Source organism: Streptomyces sp. WI03-4A (assembly GCF_033792105.1).
Classification (GTDB): domain Bacteria; phylum Actinomycetota; class Actinomycetes; order Streptomycetales; family Streptomycetaceae; genus Streptomyces; species Streptomyces collinus_A.
This window is the reverse complement of the sequence record NZ_JARAUO010000003.1, coordinates 47869-73456: the sequence shown is the minus strand read 5'-3', so window position 1 is coordinate 73456 and position 25588 is coordinate 47869. Positions and strand designations below refer to the sequence as shown.

At 72.9% G+C, this 25588-nt stretch carries 25 protein-coding genes and 1 pseudogene; 17 read left to right on the top strand and 9 right to left on the bottom strand.

Going from position 1 to position 25588, the window contains the following annotated elements:
• Positions 1–23 precede the first annotated feature (23 nt).
• From PV343_RS05245 to PV343_RS05230, 4 genes are all read left to right on the top strand, one after another.
• Positions 24–857 carry an alpha/beta fold hydrolase gene (locus tag PV343_RS05245; RefSeq protein WP_319145579.1) on the top strand — a complete coding sequence of 278 codons (834 nt, stop codon included), beginning with the start codon at positions 24–26 and terminating at the stop codon, positions 855–857.
• A 196-nt stretch (positions 858–1053) separates the two neighbouring features.
• Positions 1054–2004, top strand: a complete 951-nt coding sequence (locus tag PV343_RS05240) for a diacylglycerol/lipid kinase family protein (RefSeq protein WP_319145578.1) — start codon at positions 1054–1056, stop codon at positions 2002–2004.
• A 62-nt stretch (positions 2005–2066) separates the two neighbouring features.
• Positions 2067–2435, top strand: a complete 369-nt coding sequence (locus PV343_RS05235) for a nuclear transport factor 2 family protein (protein WP_020942822.1) — start codon at positions 2067–2069, stop codon at positions 2433–2435.
• A 109-nt stretch (positions 2436–2544) separates the two neighbouring features.
• On the top strand, positions 2545–4113 hold the full coding sequence (locus PV343_RS05230; protein ID WP_319145577.1) for an MmgE/PrpD family protein: 1569 nt from the start codon (positions 2545–2547) through the stop codon (positions 4111–4113).
• Positions 4114–4183: 70 nt separating this feature from the next.
• On the opposite strand, the gene PV343_RS05225 is transcribed toward PV343_RS05230, so the two are convergent.
• From PV343_RS05225 to PV343_RS05215, 3 genes are all read right to left on the bottom strand, one after another.
• Complete coding sequence (locus PV343_RS05225; protein WP_319145576.1) at positions 4184–4597, bottom strand: DUF4279 domain-containing protein; 414 nt, start codon at positions 4595–4597, stop codon at positions 4184–4186.
• A gap of 105 nt (positions 4598–4702) precedes the next feature.
• Entirely contained in the window at positions 4703–6025 is a 1323-nt protein-coding gene (locus PV343_RS05220) for an NB-ARC domain-containing protein (RefSeq protein ID WP_319145575.1), read from the bottom strand.
• Positions 6022–6819, bottom strand: a complete 798-nt coding sequence (locus PV343_RS05215; protein WP_319145574.1) for a GntR family transcriptional regulator — start codon at positions 6817–6819, stop codon at positions 6022–6024. Before PV343_RS05215 ends, PV343_RS05220 begins: the two co-directional genes overlap by 4 nt.
• A gap of 316 nt (positions 6820–7135) precedes the next feature.
• Between PV343_RS05215 and PV343_RS05210 the strand changes: the two genes are divergently transcribed.
• From PV343_RS05210 to PV343_RS05155, 12 genes are all read left to right on the top strand, one after another.
• Positions 7136–8416 (top strand): extracellular solute-binding protein, encoded by a 1281-nt coding sequence (locus PV343_RS05210; protein ID WP_319145573.1) that lies wholly within the window; start codon positions 7136–7138, stop codon positions 8414–8416.
• 103 nt (positions 8417–8519) lie between these two features.
• Positions 8520–9518 carry a carbohydrate ABC transporter permease gene (locus PV343_RS05205; RefSeq protein WP_319145572.1) on the top strand — a complete coding sequence of 333 codons (999 nt, stop codon included), beginning with the start codon at positions 8520–8522 and terminating at the stop codon, positions 9516–9518.
• A complete protein-coding gene (locus PV343_RS05200) occupies positions 9515–10345 on the top strand; it encodes a carbohydrate ABC transporter permease (RefSeq protein ID WP_319145571.1) in 831 nt (276 codons plus the stop codon). Before PV343_RS05205 ends, PV343_RS05200 begins: the two co-directional genes overlap by 4 nt.
• 8 nt (positions 10346–10353) lie before the next feature.
• Entirely contained in the window at positions 10354–11865 is a 1512-nt protein-coding gene (locus PV343_RS05195) for a glycoside hydrolase family 3 protein (protein WP_319145570.1), read from the top strand.
• Between the two features lie 205 nt (positions 11866–12070).
• Positions 12071–13102, top strand: coding sequence for a phytanoyl-CoA dioxygenase family protein (locus PV343_RS05190; protein WP_319145569.1), 1032 nt, complete (start codon positions 12071–12073; stop codon positions 13100–13102).
• Positions 13099–14412, top strand: a complete 1314-nt coding sequence (locus PV343_RS05185; RefSeq protein WP_319145568.1) for a DUF6271 family protein — start codon at positions 13099–13101, stop codon at positions 14410–14412. Before PV343_RS05190 ends, PV343_RS05185 begins: the two co-directional genes overlap by 4 nt.
• The gene (locus PV343_RS05180; RefSeq protein WP_319145567.1) at positions 14409–15605 is read left to right on the top strand and encodes a type III PLP-dependent enzyme; all 1197 of its coding nucleotides are present in this window, start codon (positions 14409–14411) and stop codon (positions 15603–15605) included. Before PV343_RS05185 ends, PV343_RS05180 begins: the two co-directional genes overlap by 4 nt.
• A 1-nt stretch (position 15606) precedes the next feature.
• Positions 15607–16113, top strand: coding sequence for a GNAT family N-acetyltransferase (locus PV343_RS05175; protein WP_319145566.1), 507 nt, complete (start codon positions 15607–15609; stop codon positions 16111–16113).
• Positions 16113–17369, top strand: coding sequence for an MFS transporter (locus PV343_RS05170; protein ID WP_319145565.1), 1257 nt, complete (start codon positions 16113–16115; stop codon positions 17367–17369). Before PV343_RS05175 ends, PV343_RS05170 begins: the two co-directional genes overlap by 1 nt.
• Before the next feature lie 175 nt (positions 17370–17544).
• Positions 17545–18912 (top strand): MBL fold metallo-hydrolase, encoded by a 1368-nt coding sequence (locus PV343_RS05165; protein WP_319145564.1) that lies wholly within the window; start codon positions 17545–17547, stop codon positions 18910–18912.
• 81 nt (positions 18913–18993) lie between these two features.
• Complete coding sequence (locus PV343_RS05160; protein ID WP_319145563.1) at positions 18994–19431, top strand: rhodanese-like domain-containing protein; 438 nt, start codon at positions 18994–18996, stop codon at positions 19429–19431.
• The gene (locus PV343_RS05155; RefSeq protein WP_133919377.1) at positions 19428–20174 is read left to right on the top strand and encodes a sulfite exporter TauE/SafE family protein; all 747 of its coding nucleotides are present in this window, start codon (positions 19428–19430) and stop codon (positions 20172–20174) included. Before PV343_RS05160 ends, PV343_RS05155 begins: the two co-directional genes overlap by 4 nt.
• 79 nt (positions 20175–20253) lie before the next feature.
• Here PV343_RS05155 and PV343_RS05150 read toward each other — a convergent pair whose 3' ends face one another.
• Positions 20254–20541: a metal-sensitive transcriptional regulator gene (locus PV343_RS05150; protein ID WP_319145793.1), complete on the bottom strand. Its 288-nt coding sequence runs from the start codon at positions 20539–20541 to the stop codon at positions 20254–20256.
• Positions 20542–20620: 79 nt separating this feature from the next.
• Here PV343_RS05150 and PV343_RS05145 point away from each other — a divergent pair, with 79 nt between their 5' ends.
• Positions 20621–21208, top strand: coding sequence for a rhodanese-like domain-containing protein (locus PV343_RS05145; RefSeq protein WP_319145562.1), 588 nt, complete (start codon positions 20621–20623; stop codon positions 21206–21208).
• Between the two features lie 48 nt (positions 21209–21256).
• Here PV343_RS05145 and PV343_RS05140 read toward each other — a convergent pair whose 3' ends face one another.
• From PV343_RS05140 to PV343_RS05120, 5 genes and pseudogenes are all read right to left on the bottom strand, one after another.
• Positions 21257–22957: an aminotransferase class V-fold PLP-dependent enzyme gene (locus PV343_RS05140; protein ID WP_319145561.1), complete on the bottom strand. Its 1701-nt coding sequence runs from the start codon at positions 22955–22957 to the stop codon at positions 21257–21259.
• Between the two features lie 336 nt (positions 22958–23293).
• Positions 23294–23431 (bottom strand): annotated as a pseudogene (locus PV343_RS05135) (restriction endonuclease); the annotation flags it as partial.
• A 145-nt stretch (positions 23432–23576) separates the two neighbouring features.
• Positions 23577–23927: a hypothetical protein gene (locus tag PV343_RS05130; RefSeq protein WP_319145560.1), complete on the bottom strand. Its 351-nt coding sequence runs from the start codon at positions 23925–23927 to the stop codon at positions 23577–23579.
• Positions 23924–25261: a hypothetical protein gene (locus PV343_RS05125; RefSeq protein WP_319145559.1), complete on the bottom strand. Its 1338-nt coding sequence runs from the start codon at positions 25259–25261 to the stop codon at positions 23924–23926. Before PV343_RS05125 ends, PV343_RS05130 begins: the two co-directional genes overlap by 4 nt.
• 6 nt (positions 25262–25267) lie before the next feature.
• The gene (locus tag PV343_RS05120; RefSeq protein ID WP_319145558.1) at positions 25268–25582 is read right to left on the bottom strand and encodes a hypothetical protein; all 315 of its coding nucleotides are present in this window, start codon (positions 25580–25582) and stop codon (positions 25268–25270) included.
• Between the last annotated feature and the right edge of the window lie 6 nt (positions 25583–25588).

Sequence of the window (25588 nt, the reverse complement as noted above, 5' to 3'; positions counted from 1 at the left end):
CCTCGCGAAGGAGGAGAGCAGGCATGCCCCACCTCACCACCCGGGACGGGACCCGGCTGCACTACAGCGACTGGGGCGACGGACGGCCCGTGGTGCTCCTCGGCGCGGCCATGGCCGACTCACGCATGTGGGAGTTCCAGGCACCGTTCCTCGCCGGCCACGGTCTGCGCTGCGTCACCTACGACCGGCGCGGCAGCGGCCGCTCGGACGTCCCCTGGAACGGCTACGACTACGACACCCTCGCCGGTGACCTCGCCGACCTGCTCGACCACCTCGACCTCAGGGACGCGGTACTGGTCGGCTACGCGGTGGGCGGCGGCGAGTGCGTCCGCTACCTGTCCCGGTACGGCACCGGCCGGGTGGCGAAGCTGGCCCTGGTCGCCTCGACCACCCCGTTCCTGATGCGCGCCCCGGACCACCCCGACGGACTGGAGCCCGAGCTGTTCGACCAGGTCGAGGAGGCGATCCGCACCGACCGGGCCGCCTGGCTCGCCGCCCTCACCTGGCCGTTCTTCACCGGCCGCCCGGACCCCGACCCGGACGACCTGCCGATCTCACGCGAGCTCGCCGACTGGCTCATCGGCATGTGCCGCAACACCTCGCCCCGAGCCGGAACGGAGATCTACCGCACCCTGTTCAGCACCGACCAGCGCGCCGAGACGGCCGCGGTCACGGTGCCCACCCTGGTGATCCACGGAACCGCCGACCTCGCGGCGCCGTACCCGCTGTGCGGACCGCGGACCGCGGAACTCATACCCGACAGCACCTTCCTCACCTACGAAGGAGCCGCCCACGGGCTGTTCGCCACCCACGCGGAGCGGCTCAACGCCGACCTGCTGGCGTTCGTCAAGGAGTGACGTACACCCACCGGCCCACGGACGTCCGGCCCCCTTCCCCGGGGGCCGGACGTCCGCGCGTGCGCCCCCGCCGGCCGCGTCAGCCGCACGTCAGCCCCGTGACAGCGCCCCCCGGCACAGTGGAGACCGCCGCGACGCCGGGGCGCTGAACGCCGCCCGGTCCACCGGTGCCGTCCGACGAAGGAGTACGCCCGACATGGCAGACACCGCAGCCCCGGCTCCCACCCGGGCACTCGTCCTCGGAAACCCCGCATCCGGCAGCCACTCGCCCGAACTGGTCGAAGAGGTACGCCAGCTGTGCGCCTCCTACCTGGAGCGCGCCGAGGTGCACCTCACCACCGGCCCGGGCGACGCCACCGTCGCCGTACGCCGGGCCCTGCAGCGGCCGGCCGGGGCACCCGACCTGGTCGTCGTCATCGGCGGCGACGGGACCGTCCGGGAAGCCGTCCAGGGCCTCGTGCCCGTCACCGGCAACGCCACCCTCGCGGTGGTGCCCGGCGGCACCGGCAACTCGGGCTACAAGATGCTGTGGGGCGAACGCCCCTGGAGCGAGTCCCTGAAGGCGATCCTCACCGACAGCGGCATCGGCGGCAGCGCCCGGCTGCGCCGCCTCGACCTGGCCCGCCTCACGGAGACCCGCAACTACGTCTACCTGGGCGCCTGTTCGGGTGTGATCGCCGACGCGCTGATCACCGCCCGCGACCTGCCGCTGTCCGGACGCGAGCGCTACGCCCGCGCCTTCGCCGACACCGCCGCCGGCTACGCGCCCTACCCGGGCCGGGTCACGGTGGACGGCAGGGTCGTGCACGAGGGCCCCACGGTCCTCGCCAACGTCGGCGGCGGCCGCTACCGCGGCGGCCGGTTCCAGGTGCTGCCGGACTCGCTGCTCGACGACGGACTGCTCGACGTCTGCGTCATCGGCGACGGCATCGCCGCGGCCGACGTCCCCGGACTCACCCTGAACGCCGCGCACATGGACCACCGGGCGACCGTGTACGCGCGCGGCCGGAGCATCACCGTCGAGCGGACCGACGGCCGGCGGCTGCCGCTGGAGCACGACGGCGAGTACCAGCACGGCATCGGCGCGACGGCCACCTTCGAGGTGCTGCCCGGCGCCCTGCCGGTCTGGGCGCCGGCCACCCCCTGAAAGCCCGGTCCGAGCCACCTGTCCGAAGAACCAGCAAGCACGTCACAGAGGAGAACGCCCGCATGAGCGACCTGACCACCACCGTCTCCCGCTACCTCGACATCTGGAACGAGGCGGACGCCGACAAGCGCGCCGCGGCCATCGCCGAGCTGTTCACCGCCGACGCCCCGTACATCGACCCGCTCGCCGCGGTCGAGGGCCACGAGGGCTTCGGGGCCGTGGTGGCCGGTGCCCGCGACCAGTTCAAGGGCCTCGCCTTCGAGCTGCACGGCACCGTCGACGCCCACCACGACCAGGCCCGCTTCCAGTGGGGCCTGGTGACCGAGCCGGGCGCCGAGCCGATCGCCATCGGCTTCGACGTCCTCGTCACCGACGCCGAGGGCAAGATCAAGGCCGTCTACGGCTTCCTGGACAAGGTCCCGGCCGCCTGAACACGCACCTGACCGCGGGAGCACCGGCTCGCCGGTGCTCCCGCCGTCGTGTTCCCCGCAGCCGTACCCCCGACCCCGACGCACGCACGGCAAGGAAGGTACCCGCCTCATGACCGCTGTCCTCGGGGAGAGCGTCGCCCGGGCCCTGTGCGACGACTGGGCCGGGCAGGCACCCGCCCTGTCCCGGGCCGGCCGCGGCCGCACCCCCGCCGACACCCCGCTGCGCGAGCTCTCGCACTGGGCGGCAACCCTGCGCCCCCAGCACATCCCGTGCCGGGTGCTGAAGCTCGCGGCCAGCCAGGTGCTGTCGCAGATCGCCTCCATCCGGGCCGGTCTCCAGCACCCGCTGGGCCGCAAGCTGGTGGCCGCCTTTGGACACCCCATGCAGCGCGACCCACGGCAGGCCGCGGGCGTCTTCGCCGCCCTCGGCTCCTGGCTCAACCTGGACGACACCGCGTACGCCGGGCACCTGTCCAACTCCACGGTCGCCGTCCCGCTCGCGTTCGCCTACGCCCGGCAGCTCGACGGGCTCTCGCTGCTCACCGCCGTGGTCGCGGCCAACGAGTGCGCGGCCCGCATCACCGCCTCGGCGACCCTGGGGCCGCTGCGCGGACAGAGCGCCGTGCACACCCACCTGGCCGGCGCCGTCGCGGGCCGCCTGCACTGCGACCGGGCCTCCGCCGGCCTCTTCGAGAACGCCTTCGGGCTGGCCTTCGCCATGCCCAACTGGCCGCTCATGCGCGCCTTCCTGGCCAGCGACGCCCGGCTGTTCAACACCTTCACCCCGGTGCGCACCGCGATGGACGCCTGCGACGCGGCCCACGCCGGGCTGCGCGGAGCGCCGGACATCATGGAGCACAGCGACGGCTTCCTGGCCCGGTTCGCGACCGTGCCGCTGCCGCAGGCGGTGGCGAAGGGGCTGGGCCGCCGCTGGCACACCGACACCCTGTCATTCAAGATGCACCCCGGCGGCCCCGGCATCGACGCCGCCGTGGACTGCGCCGCCGAGATCCACCGCGAACTCGGCGCCGTACGGCCCAGGGACGTGGCCGAGGTGGTCGTCGAGGCGTCCCTGTACACGCTGTTCGCGGGGGAGCGGGCCGCCCAGTACGTCACCGGTCCCGGCTCGCCGCTGGGCGCGCTGGTGCTCGACGTGCCCTACCCGGTCGCCACCACCCTGCTCACCGGCGAGTTCTCGGTGGACGACTTCTCCTCGCCGCACCTGGACGACCCCGACCGCTGGGCGCTGGCCAAGCGGATCCGCCTGGAGCACGACACCGACATGACCCGCGAACTCTTCCTGTCCGACGCGCCGTTCGGCGAGGCGGTGCGCGAGGCGGGGGACCTGGCCGTGCCCTGGCTGCGCGGCTTCGGCGGGGACGAACTGGTGGACCTGGTCGGCGCCGCGCGGGCCGACGAGCGGGACTTCTCCCGGTCCACCAAGGCCACCGGCGCCCGGGTCACCGTACGGCTGACGGACGGCCGTACGGTCTCCCGCACCCGGTTGATCCCGGTGGGCGCCGCCGGCCCGGAGACCCGGGCGGGCCACGCCGACCTGGTGCGGGAGAAGTTCCTGTCGGTCGGCGGCTCGCAGCAGGTGGCCGACACCGTCGGCCGGCTGCACCGGATGCGCCCGCGCGCGGTCCGCCGCTGGATCGAGACGGCCTTCCTGGACTAGGGCCTGCCGGCAGGCCGTCAGGGGCGACCGGGCGTGGAGGATCAGCCGAGCCAGGCGAGCGGGGCGTTGCTCAGCGCTCGTTCATATTCGCCGCGACCCGGAGCGGGAAACCCAGAAGCGCGATACGCCTGAGTTCCTCCGGGTGGAGGGTCAGGCCGCAGACGTTCCCGGCAAACCCGTAGACGTCGAGGATCACGGCGTAGCCCCGCTCGGCCAGGTGCGCGAGCTCGGCCCGCTTGCTCTCCGCCGTGGAGAGGATGGTGTCCAGCCGCTCGTGGAAGTCCCGGCTGACGTGGGAGTCGCAGTCGATGCCCCACTCCCCGTCGGTCTCGTCCGGGCGACCCCACTGGCCGGGTCCTGGCTCGCGCACACCGGTGGGCTCGATACCGAGGAAGGACGTGATCTCCGCGGGCCGGAGATCGGCTCCCTTGACGACGAGCGACACGTCCGTCAGCACCCAGTCGCGCTTCTCTGCCACAGTCATGCACGGCTCCCAGTAGTGCGGGGTTCCTGTACTTCCTTGCCGACGATCGAGGCATTCTCACGCTCGCCCTCGTCGCACCGGCGCGTCGGCACGGACAACGCCGTTCTACGAGGCCTCGGTTACCCGTCCGCGCCCGCCCGCGTCCCGGGCCCGGCGTCCGGGCCGGCAGGGACCGGCCGGGACGGTGCCGTGCGCCACGTACAGACGGACGGCGTCGTACAGCCGGTAGCGGACCCGCCCGGCCCGGTCCGGCTCGCCCGCCCGGACCAGCTGCCGGTGCAGCAGGTCCTCCAGCAGGTCCATGGCCTGCCGCCGGGACGGGGACAGCCGGCAGACCACGTCCTCGAACCCGAACTCCGCCCCCAACGAGCTCAATTCATGGAGGGCGGCGCGTGACGCCGGGGGCAGCGGGCGGTAGTAGGCGGCCACGCTCGCGTCCAGGGCCAGGTCGCCGACCCGCAGCGCACCCAGCCGCTCGCCCTCCTCGGCCAGCCGGTCCGCGAGGTCGGCGAGGCCGCGGTGCGGGCGCGCGGTGAGCCACAGGCCGGCGATGTGCAGCGCCAGCGGCAGCCCGGCGCAGGACCGCACGATGCGCAGCGCCGCCGGCCGCTGCGCCGCGGTGCGCCGGGCGCCGGCCAGGTCGGCCAGCATGCGATAGGCGTCGCCGGACTCCAGCGGGCCGACGGGGACGCGGAACTGCTCGGGCAGCGCCGACAGTTCGCGGCGGGCGGCCACCAGCACGGCGCTGCGCCCGCCGTCCACGAGCAGGGGTCTGACCTGCGCCTCGGAGACGGCGTTGTCCAGGACCACGAGCACCCGGCGGCCGCTGAGCGCGTCCCGCAGCCGGGCGCGTGCCTCCTCCGGGTCGCGCGCGGCGACGGCGTCGCCCAGCGAGCGCAGGATGCGGCGGACCAGCAGGTCCGGGGTGAAGGGCCGGCAGGACGCGGGGTGCAGGTCGACGTAGACCTGGCCGCCCGGGAAGCGGTCGCGCACCGCGTGGGCGGTGTGCAGCACCAGCCCGGTCTTCCCGGCGCCCGGTGGCCCGACGACCACGGCGGGTCCGCCGGGCCCGGGGAGGCGGGCCGCCAGCGCCTCGACCAGCCGCTCCCGGCCCACGAGACGACGGCGGGGCGCCGCGGGCAGTTCGGCAGGGCCGGCCCCGGGCGCCCGCGCGGGCGGCTGCTCACCCCGGGGCAGCCGTAACAGCCGCCGGGTCTCGCCGGGCGCCAGTTCCAAAGCCTCGGCCAGCAGGACGAGGGACTGTCTGCGGGGCCGGGCGGTGTGCCCGGTCTCCAGGTTGCGTATGGCCCGCACGCTCAGTCCCGACCGCACCGCGAGCTCGTCCTGGGTGAGGCAGGCCGCCTCCCGGGCCCGCACCAGCGCGACGGCGAGCGTCGGCTCGGGCCCGGTGGGGTGCGGGTCGCTCACCCGTTCTCCCGGGCGCGGCGGGCGGACGGTCCGGCCACGGGGCGGCGCAGCGCGGCGACGAACTTGTAGCGGGAGCCCCGGTACACCGAGCGCACCCACTCCACCGGTGTGCCGTCGGCGTCCCGCGAGTGCCGTGACAGCAGCAGCATCGGCAGGCCCACGTCGGTGGCGAGCAGATGGGCCTCGCGCGGGGTGGACAGCGAGGTCTCGATCGTCTCGTCCGCCTCCACGAGATGGACGCCGTACACCTCGGCCAGGGCCGTGTACAGCGACGGGTAGGTGGTCAGCCACTGCCGCAGCCCGGGGAAGCGGCGCCCGGACAGGTGGGTGGTCTCGATCGCCATGGGGTCGCCGCTGGCCAGCCGCAGCCGCTCGATACGCAGGACGCGGTCGCCGACCTCGATGCCGAGCAGGTCCGCGAGCCCCGCGTCCGCCGCGATCTCGCCGATGTCCAGCACCTGGGAGGCCGGCTCCAGGCCCTGGGCGCGCATGTCCTCGGTGTGCGAGGTGAGTTGCAGGGTCCGGTACAGCTTGGGCTGGGCCACGAAGGTGCCCTTGCCCTGGATGCGGTCGAGCCGGCCCTCGCCGACCAGTTCCTGCAGCGCCTGCCGGATGGTGGTGCGGGAGGTGCCGAACCGGACGGCCAGCAGCCGCTCCGCCGGCATCGCCGAGCCCGGCTGGAGTGCCTGGGTGATCTCCAGGACCTGCTGTTTGATCCGGTAGTACTTCGGCACGCGCGCGGCGCGGCGGGGCGCCCCCCTGGGGTGCTGGGCGCTGCTGACGTCGGTGGCCATGCCTGCCTTCCCGGCCGAGTGTGTGGGGGCTCCCGTTATAGCGACCAACTGCCCTATGGTCTAGTCCAACTTGGTGGACAGGTCTAGTCCAGTAGGCGCGCCGGGCAGAAGGGGACGGACGCGCTCCGGTGACTTTCTCGTAACGGCCCGGATCGTCTTCCGAACCACCCTTGACACCTCAAAAGGTCTAGGCCAAGCTCCAGCGTACTGGTCTACACCATTAGTGGCCAGGTCCCGAGCCCTACGTGCAACAGCGTCGTACGCAGGTCACCGCCGAGGGCGTGGGGGGATAAGTGACATCCCTGAGGAGGGTGGCGTGAAGCGCAAGCTTGCTGCCGCGATCGTGATCGCGGGCATGATGGTCTCCGTCTCGGCGTGCGGCGGCGACGACGGTGACGACACGGGCAAGAACGCGGGACCGGACAGCTTCAAGGGCCAGACCCTGACGGTCTGGACGATGGACGGCTCGGCGCCGCCCGCCTGGTCCAAGGACGTGCAGGCCGCCTTCGAGAAGAAGACCGGCGCGAAGCTGAAGTTCGAGATCCAGAAGTGGGACGGGATCCAGCAGAAGATCACCACCGCCCTCTCGGAGTCCAACCCGCCGGACGTCCTCGAGGTCGGCAACACCCAGACCCCCGCGTACGCGGCAACCGGCGGTCTCGCCGAGCTGGGCGACCTCAAGCAGCAGATCGGCTCGGACTGGACCCCGTCGGTCTCCCAGTCCTCCGTGTACGAGGGCAAGCAGTACGCCGCCCCGTGGTACTTCGCCAACCGCGTCGTGATCTACAACAAGAAGATCTGGGCCAAGGCCGGCATCAAGGACACCCCGAAGACCCGCGCGGACTTCTACAAGGACCTGGACACGATCGGCAAGAAGACCGACGCCGAGCCGCTCTACCTGCCGGGCCAGAACTGGTACTTCTTCGACGGCCTGACCATCGGCCAGGGTGCCGACCTGGTGAAGAAGGAGGGCGACAAGTACGTCTCCAACCTCGGGGACCCCAAGGTCACCGCGGCCATGGAGATCTACAAGAAGTACGCCTCCTACTCCAAGGCTCCCAAGGACAAGGACGAGGCCACCCCGCAGCAGGCCACGATCTTCGCCAAGGGCAAGACCGGTGCCTTCATCGGCATGGGCTGGGAGGCCGGCACGGCGATCCAGGCCAACAAGGCCATCGAGAAGGACCTCGGCTACTTCACCATCCCGGGCGAGACGGCCGACAAGCCCGAGGGCGTCTTCCTCGGCGGCTCCAACCTGGCGGTCGCCCAGGGCAGCAAGAAGCAGGCCCTGGCCAAGGAGTTCCTGAAGATCGCCCTGTCCGACCAGTTCGAGGGCCAGCTGGCCAAGCTCAACGGCGTCATCCCGAACAAGGAGTCCCTGGAGAGCAACCTCAAGGGAAACGGCGCCGCCGAGGCCGCCGCTCCCGGCGCGGCCGCCGGTGGCACGACCCCGCTGATCCCCGCGTGGGCCGCGGTGGAGAACACCCCCAACCCGATCAAGTCCTACATGACCGCGGTGCTGAACGGTAAGGCCCCGGCGGACGCGGCCAAGCAGGTCGAGGGCGAGATCAACAAGCGCCTGGCCCAGCAGAACTGATGACCCGCGCCGGGGGGCGTCGGCGGACGCCCCCCGGCTCAGTCGTTCGTCACGGCCGGTACGACGGGTACGGCCGGTACCGCCACGGAAGAGATGGCAACTCATGTCAGTGCAGACCGAAGGCACGGACACGGCCGGGGGGCCCGCTGTCCACAAGGCCCGGACACCGGGGCCGCCGAGGGACGCCGACCACGGCTCAGGGTCCCCGTCCCGCCGCGGTGGCGCCGCCCCCTACCTGCTCCTGCTGCCCGCGCTGCTGGCCACGCTGGTCCTGCTGGGCTGGCCCCTGGTCAAGAACGGCATGCTGTCGTTCCAGAACCTCAATCCGCGGCAGCTCATCCAGCACCTCACCGAGTGGAACGGCTTCGACAACTACAAGGAAGTCCTGACCGGTTCGGACTTCTGGCACGTCGTCGAGCGCTCCCTCGTCTTCACCGCCGTCAACGTCGTCCTGATCATGGTCATCGGCACCCTGGTCGGACTGCTCCTGGCCCGCCTCGGCAGAAGGATGCGACTGCTGCTCATGGTCGGGCTCGTCCTCGCCTGGGCCATGCCGATCCTCGCGTCCACCACGGTCTACCAGTGGCTGTTCGCCCAGCGCTTCGGCGTCGTCAACTGGGTCCTGGACAAGCTGGGCTGGCACTCCATGGCCGACTACAACTGGACCGGCGGCCAGGTCTCCACGTTCACGGTGATCATCCTGCTGCTCGTCTGGCAGTCGGTCCCGTTCGTGGCGATCAACCTCTACGCCGCCACCACCACGATCCCCAGGGAGCTGTACGAGGCCGCCTCGCTGGACGGCGCCGGCGCCTGGCAGAGCTTCACCTCGGTGACCTTCCCCTTCCTGCGGCCCTTCCTGTACGCCACGACCTTCCTCGAGGTCATCTGGATCTTCAAGGCGTTCCCGCAGATCTTCGCGATCAACGAGGGCGGCCCCGACCACCTCACCGAGACGCTGCCGATCTACGCCTTCGTCCAGGGCGTCGGCAACCAGCACTTCGGCGTCGGCGCGGCCATCTCGTTCCTGACCATTCTGGTGCTGCTCGTCATGACCTCGTACTACCTGCGCATGGTGCTCAAGCAAGAGGAGGACGAGCTGTGAAGCGCTCGCTCGCCGGCCGGGTGTGGCCCAACGCGACCGCCGCCGTCCTCTTCGTCGGCTTCGTGTTCCCCGTCTACTGGATGTTCGCGACGGCCTTCAAGCCGACCGGCGACATCATCTCCGAGAACCCGGTGTGGTTCCCGACGAACGTCACCCTCGGCCACTTCAAGAAGGCCGTCGACGCGGACAACTTCTGGACGCTGGTCGGCAACTCCGTGACCGTGACGCTCTGTTCGGTGGTGTTCTCCCTCGTCGTCGCCCTGTTCGCCGCCTTCGCGCTCGCGCGGATGCGGTTCCGGGGCCGGCGCGGGCTCATCGTGACGTTCATGCTGGCGCAGATGGCCCCCTGGGAGGTCATGATCATCGCCATGTACATGATCGTCCGGGACAACGACATGCTCGACAGCCTGGTCCCGCTCACCGTCTTCTACACGATGATGGTGCTGCCGCTGACGATCCTGACTCTGCGCGGCTACGTCGCCGCCGTGCCCAAGGAGCTGGAGGAGTCCGCGATGGTCGACGGCTGCACCCGCATCCAGGCCTTCCGCAGGGTGATCTTCCCGCTGCTCGCGCCCGGCCTCATGGCCACCTCGCTGTTCGGCTTCATCACGGCCTGGAACGAGTTCCCGCTGGTCCTGATCCTCAACAAGGACAACGAGAAGCAGACCCTGCCGCTGTGGCTGTCGCAGTTCCAGACCGCCTTCGGTGACGACTGGGGCGCCACCATGGCAGCCTCGTCCCTGTTCGCGCTGCCCATCCTGATCCTCTTCATATTCCTGCAACGCAAGGCTGTCAGCGGTCTCACCGACGGCGCCGTGAAGGGATGACCCGGCCGATGACCACACTCGCCACCACTGGGTCCGGCAGCGGCCCCGCCGCGGGCGACACCCTGAGCCGCGACGCCCTCGCCGTGCTCCAGCCGGGCTTCGACGGCACCACCGCCCCGGACTGGGTGCGCCGCCGCATCGGCGAGGGCCTCGCCTCCGTCGCCCTGTTCGGCCGCAACGTCGTCAGCGAGGAGCAGATCACCGCGCTCACCGCCGAACTGCGCGCCGAGCGGGACGACCTGCTGGTCGCCATCGACGAGGAGAGCGGCGACGTCACCCGCCTGGACGTGCGCACCGGCTCCTCCTTCCCCGGCAACCACGCCCTCGGCGCCGTCGACGACCCCGCCCTCACCCGGGGCGTGGCCCGCGAGCTGGGCCGCCGCCTGGCCGCGTGCGGCGTCACCTTCGACTGGGCGCCGTCCGCCGACGTCAACGCCAACCCCGACAACCCGGTCATCGGTGTGCGCTCCTTCGGCGCGGACACGGACCTGGTGGCCCGGCACACCGCCGCCTGGGTCGAGGGCCTGCAATCCACCGGCGTCGCCGCCTGCACCAAGCACTTCCCCGGGCACGGCGACACCAACGTCGACTCCCACCACGCGGTCCCGCGCATCGACGTGGACGTGAAGACGCTGTACGAGCGCGAACTGCCGCCCTTCCGCGCCGCCATCGAGGCCGGCACCCGGGCCGTCATGAGCGCGCACATCCTGGTCCCCGCCCTCGACCCGGACCGCCCCGGCACCCTGTCCCGGCGGATCCTGACCGACCTGCTGCGCGGCGAACTCGGCTACCAGGGCCTGATCGTCACGGACGGCATGGAGATGCGGGCCATCGCCGGCACGTACGGCCTGGAGCAGGGCGTGGTCCTCGCGATCGCGGCGGGCGCGGACGCGATCTGCGTCGGCGGCGGCCTGAACGACGAGGGCACCGTGCTGGGACTGCGGGACGCCCTGGTGTCCGCCGTCCGCTCCGGCGAGCTGGCCGAGGAGCGGCTGGCCGACGCGGCGGCCCGGGTGCGGGAGCTGGCGCGGTGGACCGCCGGGGCGCGTGACGGCGCCGGAGCCGTCGCGCCGGAGCCGGAGATCGGCCTGGTGGCGGCCCGCCGCGCGCTGACCCTGACCCGGTCCGGCGCGCTCGCGCCGGTCACCGAACCGGTCCATGTCGCCCGGTTCAACCCTGCCCCGAACATCGCCGTCGGCGACGAGACCCCCTGGGGCGTCGCCGCCGAGCTGGAGCGGCTGCTGCCGGGCAGCACGGCCGGCACCTACGGCGGACCGGACGCGGGCCGTGCGGCCCTCGCGGCGGCGGCCGGCCGGCGGGTCGTCGCCGTGGTCCGCGACGAGCACCGGCACGACTGGATGGGCTCCGCCCTGGACGTGCTGATCGCCGCCCGCCCGGACACCGTGGTGGTCGAGATGGGCGTACCGCAGGCCCCGCCGCGCGGCGCCCTGCACATCGCCACCCACGGCGCCGCCCGCGTCTGCGGGGTGGCGGCGGCGGAAGCCGTCGTGGCGGGCTGAACCACTCACGCCGCCGGACCCACGGCCGGTACCGGAGCCTCACCGAGGCTCCGGTACCGGCCGCTTCGTGTTTCCCGACCGGCGGCATCACGGCGGCAGTTGGGCGGCAGTTTGGCGGGGGTACCGGCTGGTAATCGTTGACACCCCCAATTGGTCTAGTCCAGCTTGAGAGGGCGCTACAGTTCGATCACCTCGGAGCGACGGCATGCACCAGCCCTCCCCTTTCCTCCATCGAGCGGCGTCCGGCCGCCCCTACTTCAGCGCGGACGGCGAGACCTACCTCGCCCCGACACCCCTGCGCCACCTGGAGAAGTCCCGCCCCCTGCGGGTGCTCTCCGAAGCGGACTTCGCCTTCTGGCAGACGTACGGCTACGTCGTCGTCCGCGAGGCCATCACCCCCGGCGAGGCCAAGAGCCTGCTGGAGTTCGCCTGGGACTTCCAGGGCCTCGACCCCGACCGCCCCGACACCTGGTACGAGGAACCGGAGTTCCGCTCCGAACTCGACCAGCACCTGTTCATCTACGGCTTCGTGGAGGCGTACCACCACCAGCTGCTGTGGGACAGCCGTCAGGCACAGCGGGTCCACGACGCCTTCGTGGACGTGTGGGACTGCGAGGAGCTGTGGGTCACCCTCGACCGGCTGAACCTCAACCCGCCCAACGTCCGCACCCGTTCACGCTCCCTGATCGAGCCCACCGACGAGGGCTTCGACATCGAGCTGCACTGGGACGTCGACACCACCCTCGCCGTCCTGCCGCAGCGGGTCCAGGGCATCATCGCCCTCAACGACACCCGGCCCGAACTCGGCGGCTTCCAGTGCGCCCCGGAGCTGTTCCGCCGCTTCGAGGAGTGGCGCGTCGCCCAGCCGGCGGGGCGCGACCCGATCCGGCCCGCGGTCGACCGCGCCGAGTTCCCCGTGGTCCGGCCCGACCTCCAGGCCGGCGACCTGCTGATCTTCAACGGGCTGCTGGCGCACGGCGTCGCACCCAACCGCTCCGACGAAGCCGTCAGGGCCGTGCAGTACCTGTCGATGATGCCCGCCCTGGAGGAGCACACCCGGCTGCGGACCTCGCGCGTCGAGTCCTGGCGCACCCTCGCCACCCCCGACTGGAACGGCACCCTGCTCGGCGACGCCCGCCGGCCGGAGGCCCTGCGGTACGGACCCGCCGAACTGACCGGCCTCGGCCGCCGACTGCTCGGCCTCGACTCCTGGACCGGCGGGGAAGGCGCACAGTGAACCGGATCTGCCTGACCCTTCCCACCAACCGGGCCTGCTCAGCCACCATCACCGCGATCCACCGCGAGGCCGTCCACGCCGCCACCCGCTTCGGCGCCGACGTCCAGCTGCTGATCCTCGACTCCTGCGACGACCGCACCCGCGCCGGGCACGCCGGTGTCGTGGCCGCGCTGCCGCGCACCGCGGGCGTCACCGTGCACCACCTCGGCGAGGAACCCCAACGGGCCTTCCTGCGCCGGGTGATCGAGCGGTCCGGGCTGCCCGAGCCGGACCGGCTGCTGCGCCTGCTGCTCCCGGCCGGCGTCTCCTACGGCTCCTGCACCGACCGCGCCTTCCTGCTGGCCGCCGCGCTCGGCTGCGACTCCGTGCACCGCCGGGACTCCGACAGCACCTACCAACTCCGGGCGGGCGAACCGGTCTTCCCCGTCCACCACGAACTGCCCTGGCTGGGCAGGACCGCCGCCGAGGCGTCGGCCGCCGGCCTGCGCACCGACCTCGACCCGGCCCACGCCCACCGCCCGGTGTCCCTGGTCGGCGCCTCCTTCATCGGTGAACTCTCCGTCGACATCGGAGAGATACGCCGCCGCGACGAGGGCGTCTACCACGAGGTCGTCGGCCTGTGGGCACCCGCCGACCGCTCACCCGAGGACAGAAGGCGGCTGGTCGAGGAGTCCTTCACCGGAGCGGGCACCGCCCCCTTCACCGAGGACCGCTCCACGCTGACCCTGGTGGACCCCATGCGGGTCGACATGTGCAACATCGCCCTCCACCGCGAGGTGTACGAACGCGTCCCGCTGCCCCCGGCCACCGACACCATCGGCAGCGACTACTTCCTCATCCACCTGGTCCACGACGCCCGGCTCCCCGGCATCCTGCACAACCGGCACATCGAGAACTTCTACACCCCCGAACGCCGTACCGACGCGGGCTTCGCCGCCTACCAGACCCGCTACGTGAAGTTCCTGCTCTCGATGCTCCACCTGCACCACGTCTACGACCGGATGGCCGCCGAGGGCGACCGTCTGCTGGACGGCCGGCAGCACGTCCGCACCGGGCGGATCGCGGAGCTGCTGCGCGAGAGCACCGGCCTGGACCACGCCGAGAACGAATGGCGCCTGGACCGGCTCGACACCGCCTACCGCAAACTGGGCGGACGGCACGAGAAGTTCGCCGAGCGGCTGACCGGGCAGCGGGCCCGGCTGCTGGCCGAGGCACCCCGGGACATGGCGGACTTCGCCCTGCTGACCGAGGCCTGGCCCGCCCTGGTCGACGCCGCGCGGCACACCGCGCCCGGGCCCGGGGAACGGTGACCGTGGAGATCAGCACGCCGCTGGCCGCCGCACTGGCCGCCGCCCCGGCCGACCGCATCGTCTACGACCTCGACGGTGTCGCCGCCCAGTACGACCGGCTGGTGTCGGAACTGCCCGGCGTCCAGGTCCGCTTCGCCCTGAAGGCCTGCCCCGTGGACGAGGTGCTGGCCCGGCTCGCCGACCGGGGCGCCGGCTTCGACGCGGCGAGCCCCGCGGAGATCGTCCAGGCCCTGCGCACCGGCGTGCCCGCGGACCGGATCCACTACGGCAACACGGTCAAGTCCGACGCGGACATCGCCGAGGCCCACCGGCTCGGCGTGCGCACCTTCGCCACCGACAGCGTGCAGGACGTGACGGCCGTCGCCGAACACGCCCCCGGCGCCCGGGTCTTCTGCCGCCTCGCCACCAGCGGGGACGGCGCCCTGTGGGGCCTGAGCCGCAAGTTCGGCTGCTCGCCCGGGCACGCCGTCCGGGTCCTGACCACGGCCGCCGCCCGCGGGCTCGTCCCGGCCGGTCTGTCCGTGCACGTCGGATCCCAGCAGATGACGTACGAGGCATGGCAGCAGGCCCTGGACGCCCTCGCCGAGGTGGTCGAGGACCTGACCGCGCGAGGAGTCGTGCCCGACCACGTCAACCTCGGCGGAGGCCTGCCCGCGCTCGGCTGCCTCGACCGCCGCGGCGAGCCCCTCGACCCGCCCCTGGACAAGATCTTCGCCGTGCTCCGCGAGGGCATGGAACGCCTGGCCGGCCTCACCCCGGCCCCGCTCCGCTTCGTCGTGGAACCGGGCCGCCACCTGGTCGCCGACCACGGCGCCGTCCGCGCCCACGTGTACCGGCTCACCGAGCGGGCGCAGCCGGACGGCACGCCCACCCGCTGGCTGTACCTGAGCGTGGGCAGGTTCAACGGCCTGTACGAGGCGGACCAGCTCACCTACCGGCTGGTCTTCCCCGCCCAGGCGGGGCGCGCGGGCGAGGAGTACGTCCCCGCCGTCGTCGCGGGCCCCACCTGCGACAGCGACGACGCCCACGGCGGCGGCCGGTACCCGGTGCGCGTCCCCGCGTCCGTCGCCTCCGGAGACCCGGTCTGGATCCTGTCCGCCGGCGCCTACGCCACCAGCTACGCGACCCAGGGCTTCAACGGCATCCAGCCCCTGCCGTGCGTGTGCGCACGCGGCCCGGAAGGACAACGCTGACATGACCGACGTCATACGCGGCCTCACCGAGGCCGACTGGCCCCAGGTCGCGGCCCTGGAGGCCGGGGCGTACGCGGACACCGCCCTGACCGAGGGCGAGGACGCGCTGCGCTCCCGGGCCCGGGAGGGCACCTGTTTCGTCCTGGACCGCGACGGCCGCATCGCCGGCTACGTACTGGCCCTGCCGTACCCGATGTTCCGCTACCCGGACCTGACCCGCCCGGAGGCGGCGGCCCACCGCTCCGCCAACCTCCATCTGCACGACCTCGTCGTCGGCGCGCCGCTGCGGCGCAGGGGACTGGGCAGCGCGCTGGTGCGCCACCTGACGCACGCGGCCGGCGCGCACGGCTTCCGGACGATCTCGCTGATCGCCGTCGGCGGCAAGGAGCCCTTCTGGCGGGCCAACGGCTACCGCGCCCACGCCGGGGTCCGACTCCCCGCCGGCTACGGCGCCGACGCGGTGTACATGTCGGCCCGGGTGGCCACGGCCCTGCGGGAGGCGAGCTGATGACCACGGCTCCGGACCTCGCGGGCTTCCGCCGCGCGAAGTGGGCGATCGCCTGCCTGTTCTGCTTCCTGGGCCTGCAGTACGCCACCTGGGCCGCCCGGCTGCCCGCGCTCAAGGCCAGGCTGGACCTGGGCGCCGGCGAACTCGGGCTGCTGCTGATGGCCTGCGGGGCGGGCGCCGCGGCCTCCTTCCCGCTCGTCGCCCACCTGATGCGCAGGCTCGGCTCCCGCCGTCTGTCCCTCGTCTCCGCCCTGTGCCTCACCGCGCTCCTGATGGCCCTCTCCGCGGTGCCGGACTACCCGCTCGCGCTGCTGGTCCTCTGCGCCGACGGGGTCGCCGTGGGCTGCCTGAACGTCGCCATGAACGCCCAGGGCGCCGCGCTGGAGAAGGCGTACGGCCGCACCGCCATGTCCCAGCTCCACGCGACGTTCAGCGCGGGCCTGCTCGCCGCCGCCCTGCTGGCCTCCGGCAGCACCGCCCTCACCGCCTCCGTCCCGGCCCACTTCGCGGTGGCCGCCGCGCTGTTGCTGCTGCTCCTCGCCCGCGCCCGCACCGGTCTGCTGCCCCACGACGAGCCCCGGCCCGCGCAAGCCCCGCCCGGGCAGGCCCGGTCCGAGGAAGCCGGGCCGGCGGAAGCACGCGCGGACGGAGCCCGGTCAGCGGAGCCCCGGTCCCGGAAGAGGTGGGCGCGGACCGCCCTGCCGTCCGGCCGGACCCTGCTGATGGGCTGTGCCATGGCGTTCGGCACCATCACCGAGGGCGCCATGAACGACTGGTCCACGCTGTACATGAAGGACGTCGTCAAGGCCCCCGCGTCGGTGGCACCGCTGGGCATCGCGGTCGTCTCCGTCATGATGCTGCTGGCCCGGGTGCGCGCGGACCACTGGCGCGGCCGCTGGGGCGACGGACGCGTCGTGCGCACCGGCAGCGCCGTGGCCGGGACCGGCCTGGCCCTCGCCCTCGCGGCCGGCGGGGTGCTGCCCACCCTGCTCGGGTTCGCCTGCGTCGGGCTGGGGGCGGCCGCCGTCACTCCGTGCGTCTACGTGGCCGCCGCGGAACGCGGTTCGGACGCGCTGTCCCTGGTCGCCGCGATGGGGACGACGGGACTGCTGGCCGGACCGGCCCTCATCGGCTTCGTGGCGGGCGCCGGCGGTCTGACCCTGGGCATGGCCACGGTCGCCGCCTCGGCCCTGATCGTCACCCTGACCGCCACCCGCATCCCCTGGCGGCCCCGCGTCCCGGCCCCCGCCGGGTAGAAGCCCCGCCGGGCCGACCCCGTCGGGCCGTGATCGCGCCGGGCAGGGCTCCTCTGCCCGCTGCCCATACCGCCGAGTACCCCCGGGATACCCCCGGGGGTACTCGTGCTACCGTCGAAGACATACCCCCGGGGGTAATTTTCCCGGGCGTCCAGCGACGGAAGGGAGCCACCCCGTGTTCTTCGTCGACACGATCGAGGTGTCGGGACTCGGCAACCGCGGCTATCTGGCGGGCGGCGAACGGACGGCGGTGGCCGTCGACCCGCCTCGCGACATCGACCGGATGATCGAGGCGGCGGCACGGCGCGGGGTGCGCATCGCGCACGTCGTCGAGACCCACCTGCACAACGACTACGTCACCGGCGGCCTCGAGCTCGCCCGCGTCACCGGCGCCGCCTACATCGTGCCCGCCGCCGCCCGCGTCGCCTTCGCGCGCACCCCGGTCCACGACGGCGACCGCACGGTGGTCGACACCGCCGCCGGGCTCACCCTGCGCGCCGTGGCGACCCCCGGGCACACGCCCCACCACACCTCCTACGTGCTGGAGGAGGGCGGCACCCCGGTCTCGGTGTTCACCGGCGGCTCCCTGCTGATCGGCACCGTCGGCCGCCCCGACCTGGTGGAGCCCCGCCTGACCGAGCGCCTCGCCCGTGCCCAGCACGCCTCCGCGCACCGGCTGGCCACCGAGCTGCCCGACGACACCGCAGTGCTGCCCACGCACGGGTTCGGCAGCTTCTGCTCGTCCGGCCAGGCGCACGGGGAGTCCACCACGATCGGCAAGGAGAAGGCCTCCAACGAGGCCCTCACCCGGGACGTGGACACCTTCGTCGACGACCTGCTGGCCGGCCTGGACGACGTCCCCGCCTACTACACGCACATGGCCCCGGCCAACGCGGCGGGACCCGCCCCGGTCGACCTCACCCCACCGGCCCCGGCCGACGCGGCCGAGATCGCCGCCCGGCTGGCCGCTGGGGAGTGGGTGGTGGACCTGCGCAACCGGGTCGCGTTCGCCGCCGGGCACGTCTCCGGCTCGTTCAACTTCGAGGCCGAGGGGCAGCTTGCCACCTACCTGGCCTGGCTGATCCCCTGGGGCCGGCCGGTCACCCTGCTCGCCGAGTCCGCCGAGCAGCTCGCCGCCGCCCAGCGCGAACTGGTCCGCGTGGGCATCGACCGGCCCGCCGCCGCGGCCACCGGGGACCCGCGCGACTGGGTCCGCCCCGGCGACACCCCGGCCTCCTTCCCGCGGGCCACCTTCGCCGACCTCGCCGCCCGGTACCCGGGCCAGGACGTCGTCGTCCTCGACGTCCGGCGGGACCTGGAGCGCGCGGGCGGGTTCGTCGAGGGCTCGGTCCACGTCCCGCTGCACACCCTGCACCGCCGGCTCGACGAGATACCCGGCGGACAGGTGTGGGTGCACTGCGCGGGCGGCATGCGCGCCGCCGTCGCCGCCTCCCTGCTGGACGCGGCCGGCCGGGAGGTCGTCGCCGTGGACGACGCCTTCGGCGCGGCAGCGGACGCCGGGCTCCCGCTCCGCCTCGGCTGACCGCGCCACATGCCGGCGACGTCCGTGCCGACCACACGTACCGACCGAGGGACACCGAGGGAACAGGAGCGCAGAGCCCCGATGAGCATCTTCCGACGAGACGCGCGCGCCCCCGGCCGGGTGACCGTCCAGGAGGCCGCCGCCCGCACCGGCCACGGCGCCGCCGAGCGCGCCGACGCCGTCCTGCTGGACGTCCGCGAACCCGACGAATGGCGGGCCGGACACGCCCCGCGCGCCGTGCACCTGCCGCTGTCGGAGCTGGCGGGGCCGCCCGGGCCGGCAGATCCGGCAGGGCCGCCGGTGTCGTCGGGGCCTTCCGCCGCCGCCGGGCTGCCCGCCGCGCTGCGGGCCCGGCGGCTCGTGGTGATCTGCCGCTCCGGCAACCGCTCCCGGCGGGCGGCCGAGCTGCTGGCCGCCCGGGGCGCCGACGCCGTGGACGTGATCGGCGGCATGCGCGACTGGGCCGCGGCGGGACTGCCCGTCGTGGACGCGCGGGGCGGGAACGGGACCGTCGCGTGAGTGCTCTGCTGCTCGCCCTGGCCGCCGGGGCCGTCATCGGCCTGGCGCTCGGCGCGCTCGGGGGCGGTGGCAGCGTCCTCGCCGTCCCCGCCCTGATCTACCTGCTCGGCTTCACCCCGGTCGCGGCCACCACCGCCAGCCTGATCGTCGTCGGTGTCACCTCGGCCACCGCGCAGTCCGCGCACGCCCGGGACGGCCATGTCCGGTGGCGCACCGGGCTGCTGTTCGCCGCCGCCGGCATCGGGCCCGCCGTCCTGGGCGGCGCGCTCGCCGCACGGCTGCCCGGGGCCGCCCTCACCGCCGGGTTCGCCGTGGTGGCGGCGGTGGCCGCGCTACGCATGCTGCGCCCCAGGCCCGCGGCCGACGGCGCCGAGCGGGTACGGCCCGGCCGGGCGGCCGCGGCGGGCGCCGGACTCGGCGCGGTCACCGGTGTCCTCGGCGTCGGCGGCGGCTTCCTCGCCGTGCCCGCGCTGGTGAGCGTGGTCGGCCTGCGGATGCGCGACGCGGTGGGCACCAGCCTGCTGGTCATCACCGTCAACTCGCTGGCCGCGCTGGCGATGCGGGCCGGCACGGCCGACGGGCTGGACTGGGCCGTCGTCGCGCCCTTCGCCGGGGCGGCGATCCTCGGCGCCTGGGACGGCAGGCGGCTGGCCTCGAAGGTGTCCGGGAGCGCGCTTCAGCGCGTCTTCGCGGTGGTGCTCCTCGCCGTCGCCGCGTTCATGCTGATCGACGCGGTGGTGTGATGGACCGCCGCCCACCCGCCGCGGCGCACGGCCGCCCACTCGCCGCGGCGCGGAGCCGTCCGCCGCCCCGCGCGGGCCCTCACGCCAGCGACAGGAAGAGCCGCTCCAGGCGGGCCCGCATCTGCTCGGGGTTCTCGCCGTTCGCGCGGCCGGACTCCACGTCGGTCATGCACTGCTGCAGACCCGTCGCGATGAGCGCGAAACCGGCGCGGTCCAGCGCCCGGGACGCGGCGGCGAGCTGCGTGATCACGTCCTCGCAGTCACGGCCCTCCTCGATCATCCGGATCACGCCGGAAATCTGGCCCTGCGCGCGGCGCAGACGGTTCAGGACGGACTTCAGCTCCGCACCCGCGAGTTCCAGTTCCACCATCGCTCCTCGACCGATACCCCTAGGGGTACTGTACGTCCCGGTTCGGGACGGCGTCGACCAAGAAGGATCCCCCGCCATGAACGTCCCCCACACCCCCCTCACCCTGCGCGTCGACGAGATCGGCGAGCGACTGCGCGAGCCGGCCGTCATCGACGTGCGCACGCCCGGCGAGTACGCCTCGGGCCATCTGCCCGGCGCGCTGAACATCCCCCTGGACCGGATCGGGCGCGCCCTGCCCGAGATCCGGGGCGCCGCCGAGCGCGGTGACGTCCTGCTGGTGTGCGCCTCCGGGGCCCGCTCCGAGCGCGCCGGCCGGCTGCTGGCCGAGCAGGGCGTCCGCACCGCCACCCTGGCCGGCGGCACCACCGCCTGGGCCGCCGCGGGCCACGACCTGGAGCGGCCCGCCGCCTGCGACACCCGGTCCGGGTGGAGCATGGAACGCCAGGTACGCCTGACCGCCGGGACGCTGGTCCTGGCCGGCATCGTGCTCGGCCTGCTGATCCATCCGGCGTTCCAGCTTCTGTCGGCCGGCATCGCGGCCGGCCTGGTCTTCTCCGCACTCACCGACACCTGCGGCATGGCGGCCGTCCTGGGCAGACTGCCCCACAACCGTCCTCGCCCGGCCGACCTCGACGCGACCCTCACCGCACTGCGCGCCCGCTGAGTCACCCCGGGGGGCGTGGGCCCCCGGGCGCCCCGCAGGGACGCCGCCTCAGCTCGCGGCGAGTCGGTGAGGGTCCTCCAGGCAGACCGGCGGCAGCGGGAACCAGCGCATGCGTTCAAAAGCGGGGGGCAGGCCGGTGGGGCCCTCGTCCAGGTGACCGGGGCGGGAGGTGAGCAGGTCGCGGGCCTGTTCGAGCTGGGCGGCCAGCGCCTCCTCGCCGAGCCGGCGCCGGTGGAAGGGCGGGGCGGCGATCCGGCCGTCGGCGGTGAAGCCGACATCCGTCAGCCGCAGCAGCGGCTCGCCGGCGCCGCCGTGATGGTGCCACTGGCCGCTGCCCGGGTCGAAGCGGTAGTCGGGCAGCAGCCGGTGGCCGTGCGTGGCGATCAGGTCGACGGCGTCCACCAGGTAGTCCCGGACGGTGTCGCTGATGAAGTAGTTGAAGTTCAGGCGGATCCAGCCGAGTTTGATGCCGTCGCAGCCGCGCGCGACCTCGTCGAGCAGCGCGTGCGAGGTGGCGGAGTCGATCGCCAGCAGCCGGTGCCCGTACGGCCCCGCGCAGGAGCAGCCGCCGCGGGCCTGGATGCCGAACAGGTCGTTGAGCAGCGCGACCACGAAGTTGTGGTGCAGGTGGGAGCCGTCGCCGTGACGGACCCGGAAGGAGACGATGGACAGCCGCCGGGCGTGCCGGTTGCCCAGGATCTCCAGCCTCGGGTTCGCGTCCCAGCGGGCCAGCGCATGCCGCCAGTGGCGTTCCTCGGCCCTCTGGATGGTGTCGGTCCCGACCGCCTGCTTGAGGGTGAACACCAGCCCCGCGCGCACGGATTCGACGATCGCCGGGGTGCCGCCCTCCTCCCGGGCGACCGGGTCGTCCAGGTAGCGGTGGCCCAGCGGGTCGACGAAGACGACCGTGCCGCCGCCGGGCACGGTGGGCACCCGGTTGCGGACCAGGTCCCGGCGCACGACCAGCACTCCCGGCGTCTGCGGGCCGCCGACGAACTTGTGCGGCGACAGGACGACCGCGTCCTTGTGGTCGCCCGCGCCCGGCGCGCTCGCCGCGACCCGGATCGGCACGTAGGGAGCGGCGGCCGCGTAGTCCCAGAACGACAGGGCGCCGTACGCGTGCAGCAGCCGGGCGACGCGATCGGTGTCGGTCAGGATGCCGGTGACGTTGGAGGCGGCCGAGAAACTGCCGATGCGCAGCGGCCGGTCCGCGTGCCGGCGCAGCTCCGCCTCCAGCGCCCCGAGGTCGATGTGACCGTCCGCGTCCTCGTCGATCACCACCACGTCGGCGACGGACTCCCGCCAGGGCAGCTCGTTGGAGTGGTGCTCGTACGGCCCCACGAACACCACGGGCCGCTCGGCCGGGGGCGGCGGCGGTCCCGGCCGGCGCAACTCCAGGATGCCGACCAGCTTGTTGACCGCGGCCGTGGCCCCCGAGCCGCAGAAGATCACGACGTCGTCCTCGGTCCCGCCGACCGCGTCCCGCACGATCCGGCGGGCGTCCTCCCGCAGCCGGGTCGTCTGCAGTCCGGTACGGGAACTCTCGGTGTGGGTGTTGCCGTAGCCGGGCAGCACGCGTTCACGGACGAAGTCCTCGACGAAGTCGAGCGCGCGGCCGGAGGCGGTGTAGTCGGCGTAGACGATCCGCTTGGGCCCGTACGGCCCGTCCAGCACCTCGTCGTCGCCGATCAGCCCGTGCCGTATCCGCTCCAGCAGCGGCGACGCGGCCGCTAACCGCGAGGCGCTCACGACCGCGCCCCGAGGGTGCGCGCGGACGGTCGCCGTCGTGCGTCCGGATCGTGGGGCCCCGCTGCGGTGCCGGTCATGACCGCGCCTTTCGCGTCGTCGCCGACCGTGGCCGACGTCCGGCCGGCCACGGACAGCGCGGTGGATCGAGAGGTCGACGACCTGCGCCGGGCGCCGTCGGGCCGCCGCGCGAGCCGTCGCGACGCATACCCTACCGGGTATTTTTCCAGGGGCGGCGGCGGAGCACCGTCGCTCCACGAAATGACCGAGAGTCGACGTGAACACGGCGCTCACGCGGCGCTGTTGCGTGCCGCGACTGCGAGGTGCCGGCGCGGGTGCTCAGGCGGTACCGGTAACCGGGTCGTCGCGGAAGACCTGGCCGGCGTGCCAGGCGCGGTGGACCTCCGCGACGGGCCGGACGCCCGGCCGGGGGCCGATCAGCGGACGGTTCGCGAGCGCCGTGACATGGTCGCGGCTGCGGCGCTGCGCCCGGCGCCTCCGTCGATGACCGGGCCGCCTTCCGCATACACTCGCGGAACTATTCACTCAACGTTTCCTGAACCCCGCCGGGGAATCCAGCCACTTGTCCCTGTCGCGCCTTCCGATACACCCTTGATCGCCCTCAAAGACCCGGCGCAAGCAGGGTCAGCCGCAGCAACGCGGCGACTGCCAGCGCCGCAGGAAGGGCGTACCACCACCGGCGCAGCCACTCGGCCTTGACGAAGACCCACGTCAGCAGCGCCAGCACGCAACAGAAACCCAGGCCGACCCCGGCCGCGACACGAGAACCGGTGACGGCCTGCCGGTCCCAGGACCCGTCCGGCTCGACCATGTAGGCCGTGAGCACGACGTACCCGGTGACGAGGGCCGCCAGAGCGAGCACGACGGCACACACACCCGTGCCGATCCGGCTGGAGATCCCCGGTCGTCGATCTCCACGCTCGACGGTGGTCGAACCTGCGCCTGAGCTCACCGCAGCGCCTCCTTCGCGTCGTCCAGTTTCCGGTCGAAGCCCCGACCGTATCCCTGGGCGTTCGGGTCCTCGTAGTACGGTCCGCCGTTGTAGCGGGCGGCCAGTTCCTGCATCTGGGCTCGGGTCATCTGTTCCGGCGGCACGTCGGCGAAACCACTCTCCGCCTTGAGTTGGGCCAGGTACTCCGAGGCGATGAATATGTTCTTCGACGGGTCCTTGACGGCGCCTACGACGACGTCCCGCTGCATGTCGGTGAGGTGGTGCGGGTCGTAGCCGAGCACCTCGGCGGCGCGGCGCACCTGAATGGACAGCGGCCCCATCGACGTGTCGTCCGGGTCCTCTTGACCAGGAAGGATCTTCCGGCCTTCGAAGGCCGCGTCGTCGAGCCAGCCGGGGTCGCCCTCCACTTCCTGCCAGGCGATGCCGGCGACCATCTCGGGTGGCAGGCCGGAATCGTGCGCGGCGGCCCGGATGAGGTCACTGTTGGCGGAGATGTACTCGCGACGCTTGTCGTCGTCGTTGGACCACATCCAGTAGTTGTTGCCCTGGGCCTTCGGCAGTCCGTCGATGCGGGTCTCGATCCGCGACAGGATCTCGTTCGCCACGACGTCGTCGCCCATGGTCGGGATCGCGTCCACTTTCGGTCCCGCCCCCGGCAGTTGCGCGTAGGGGTTGTCGCTTGCCTGGTGTGCCTCGGTGAGCAGCGGCCCCAGGCTTTTCAGGAACTGCCCCGAGTCCCCGACGGGACTCTGGAAGTCAGGAAGAGAGCGGTAGGCGGCCTTGATGTCGGCAATGCACTGCTCGCGTGCTTCGGATTCCACGCGCAGGGCGTCGCCGTAGTGGTCACCGGTCTGGTGGTAGTACCGCTCGGCGTCCTCGCGTATCGCGTCGACGTCAACGGTCACCTCCGCGAGCCAGTCCAGCACCCCGGTACTGGCCCGCAGGTCCTCCCACTGCCGCATGGGCTCGGCAGCCCGCGCAGTCGGCGTGACCGCGCTGGCCTCACGAGACATCACTTCGGACAACTGCTTCTCGGTCACCTTGCCGCTCTTGTAGTGACTCTTGGCGGTGGAGACCGCGTCCGAGTACGTGGTGAGAGCGGTGCTCACCGTCCGGAAGGCTTCCGACAGAGTGTCGGTGAGCTCCTTGGCCTCCTTCAGCCGTTTGGCGTACAGGTCGCGGGCTTCGCTCTGCCAGTCCACTTTCACGGCCTTGCGGAAGGCCTCATCGGTGGTGTGGATGAGTTTCTGCAAACGAGTGAACTCCGCAGCACTGCGCTCTATGAGGGCCGGGTTCGCGTCCTCCAGGAACGCGACGTCCTCGCGATGGGTCACTGCGGATCACCGGTTCCCAGGTTCGGTGTAACGCCCGGACGTCAGGACGGAGTTCAGCTTGGCGTGCACCCCGTCGTCGTACTTCGTGTACGTGTTGTCGGCCGACCTGAGCTTGCCGGCCAGTGCCGCCAGCAGCACCACCGCGTCGTCGTACTGGTCCTGGGCGAACCGTGCGAAGGTCTCGGCGTTCGAGGCTACGTCTGGATGGGCTCGGGGAGCACGGCACATCGTCGCGTTCTCTCCGTCCATGCGCCCCTCGTACAGGACTCCCGCGATCTCGAGCAGGACATGAGAACTGCCGTTGATGGAGGCAGCGTTCACGGCGAA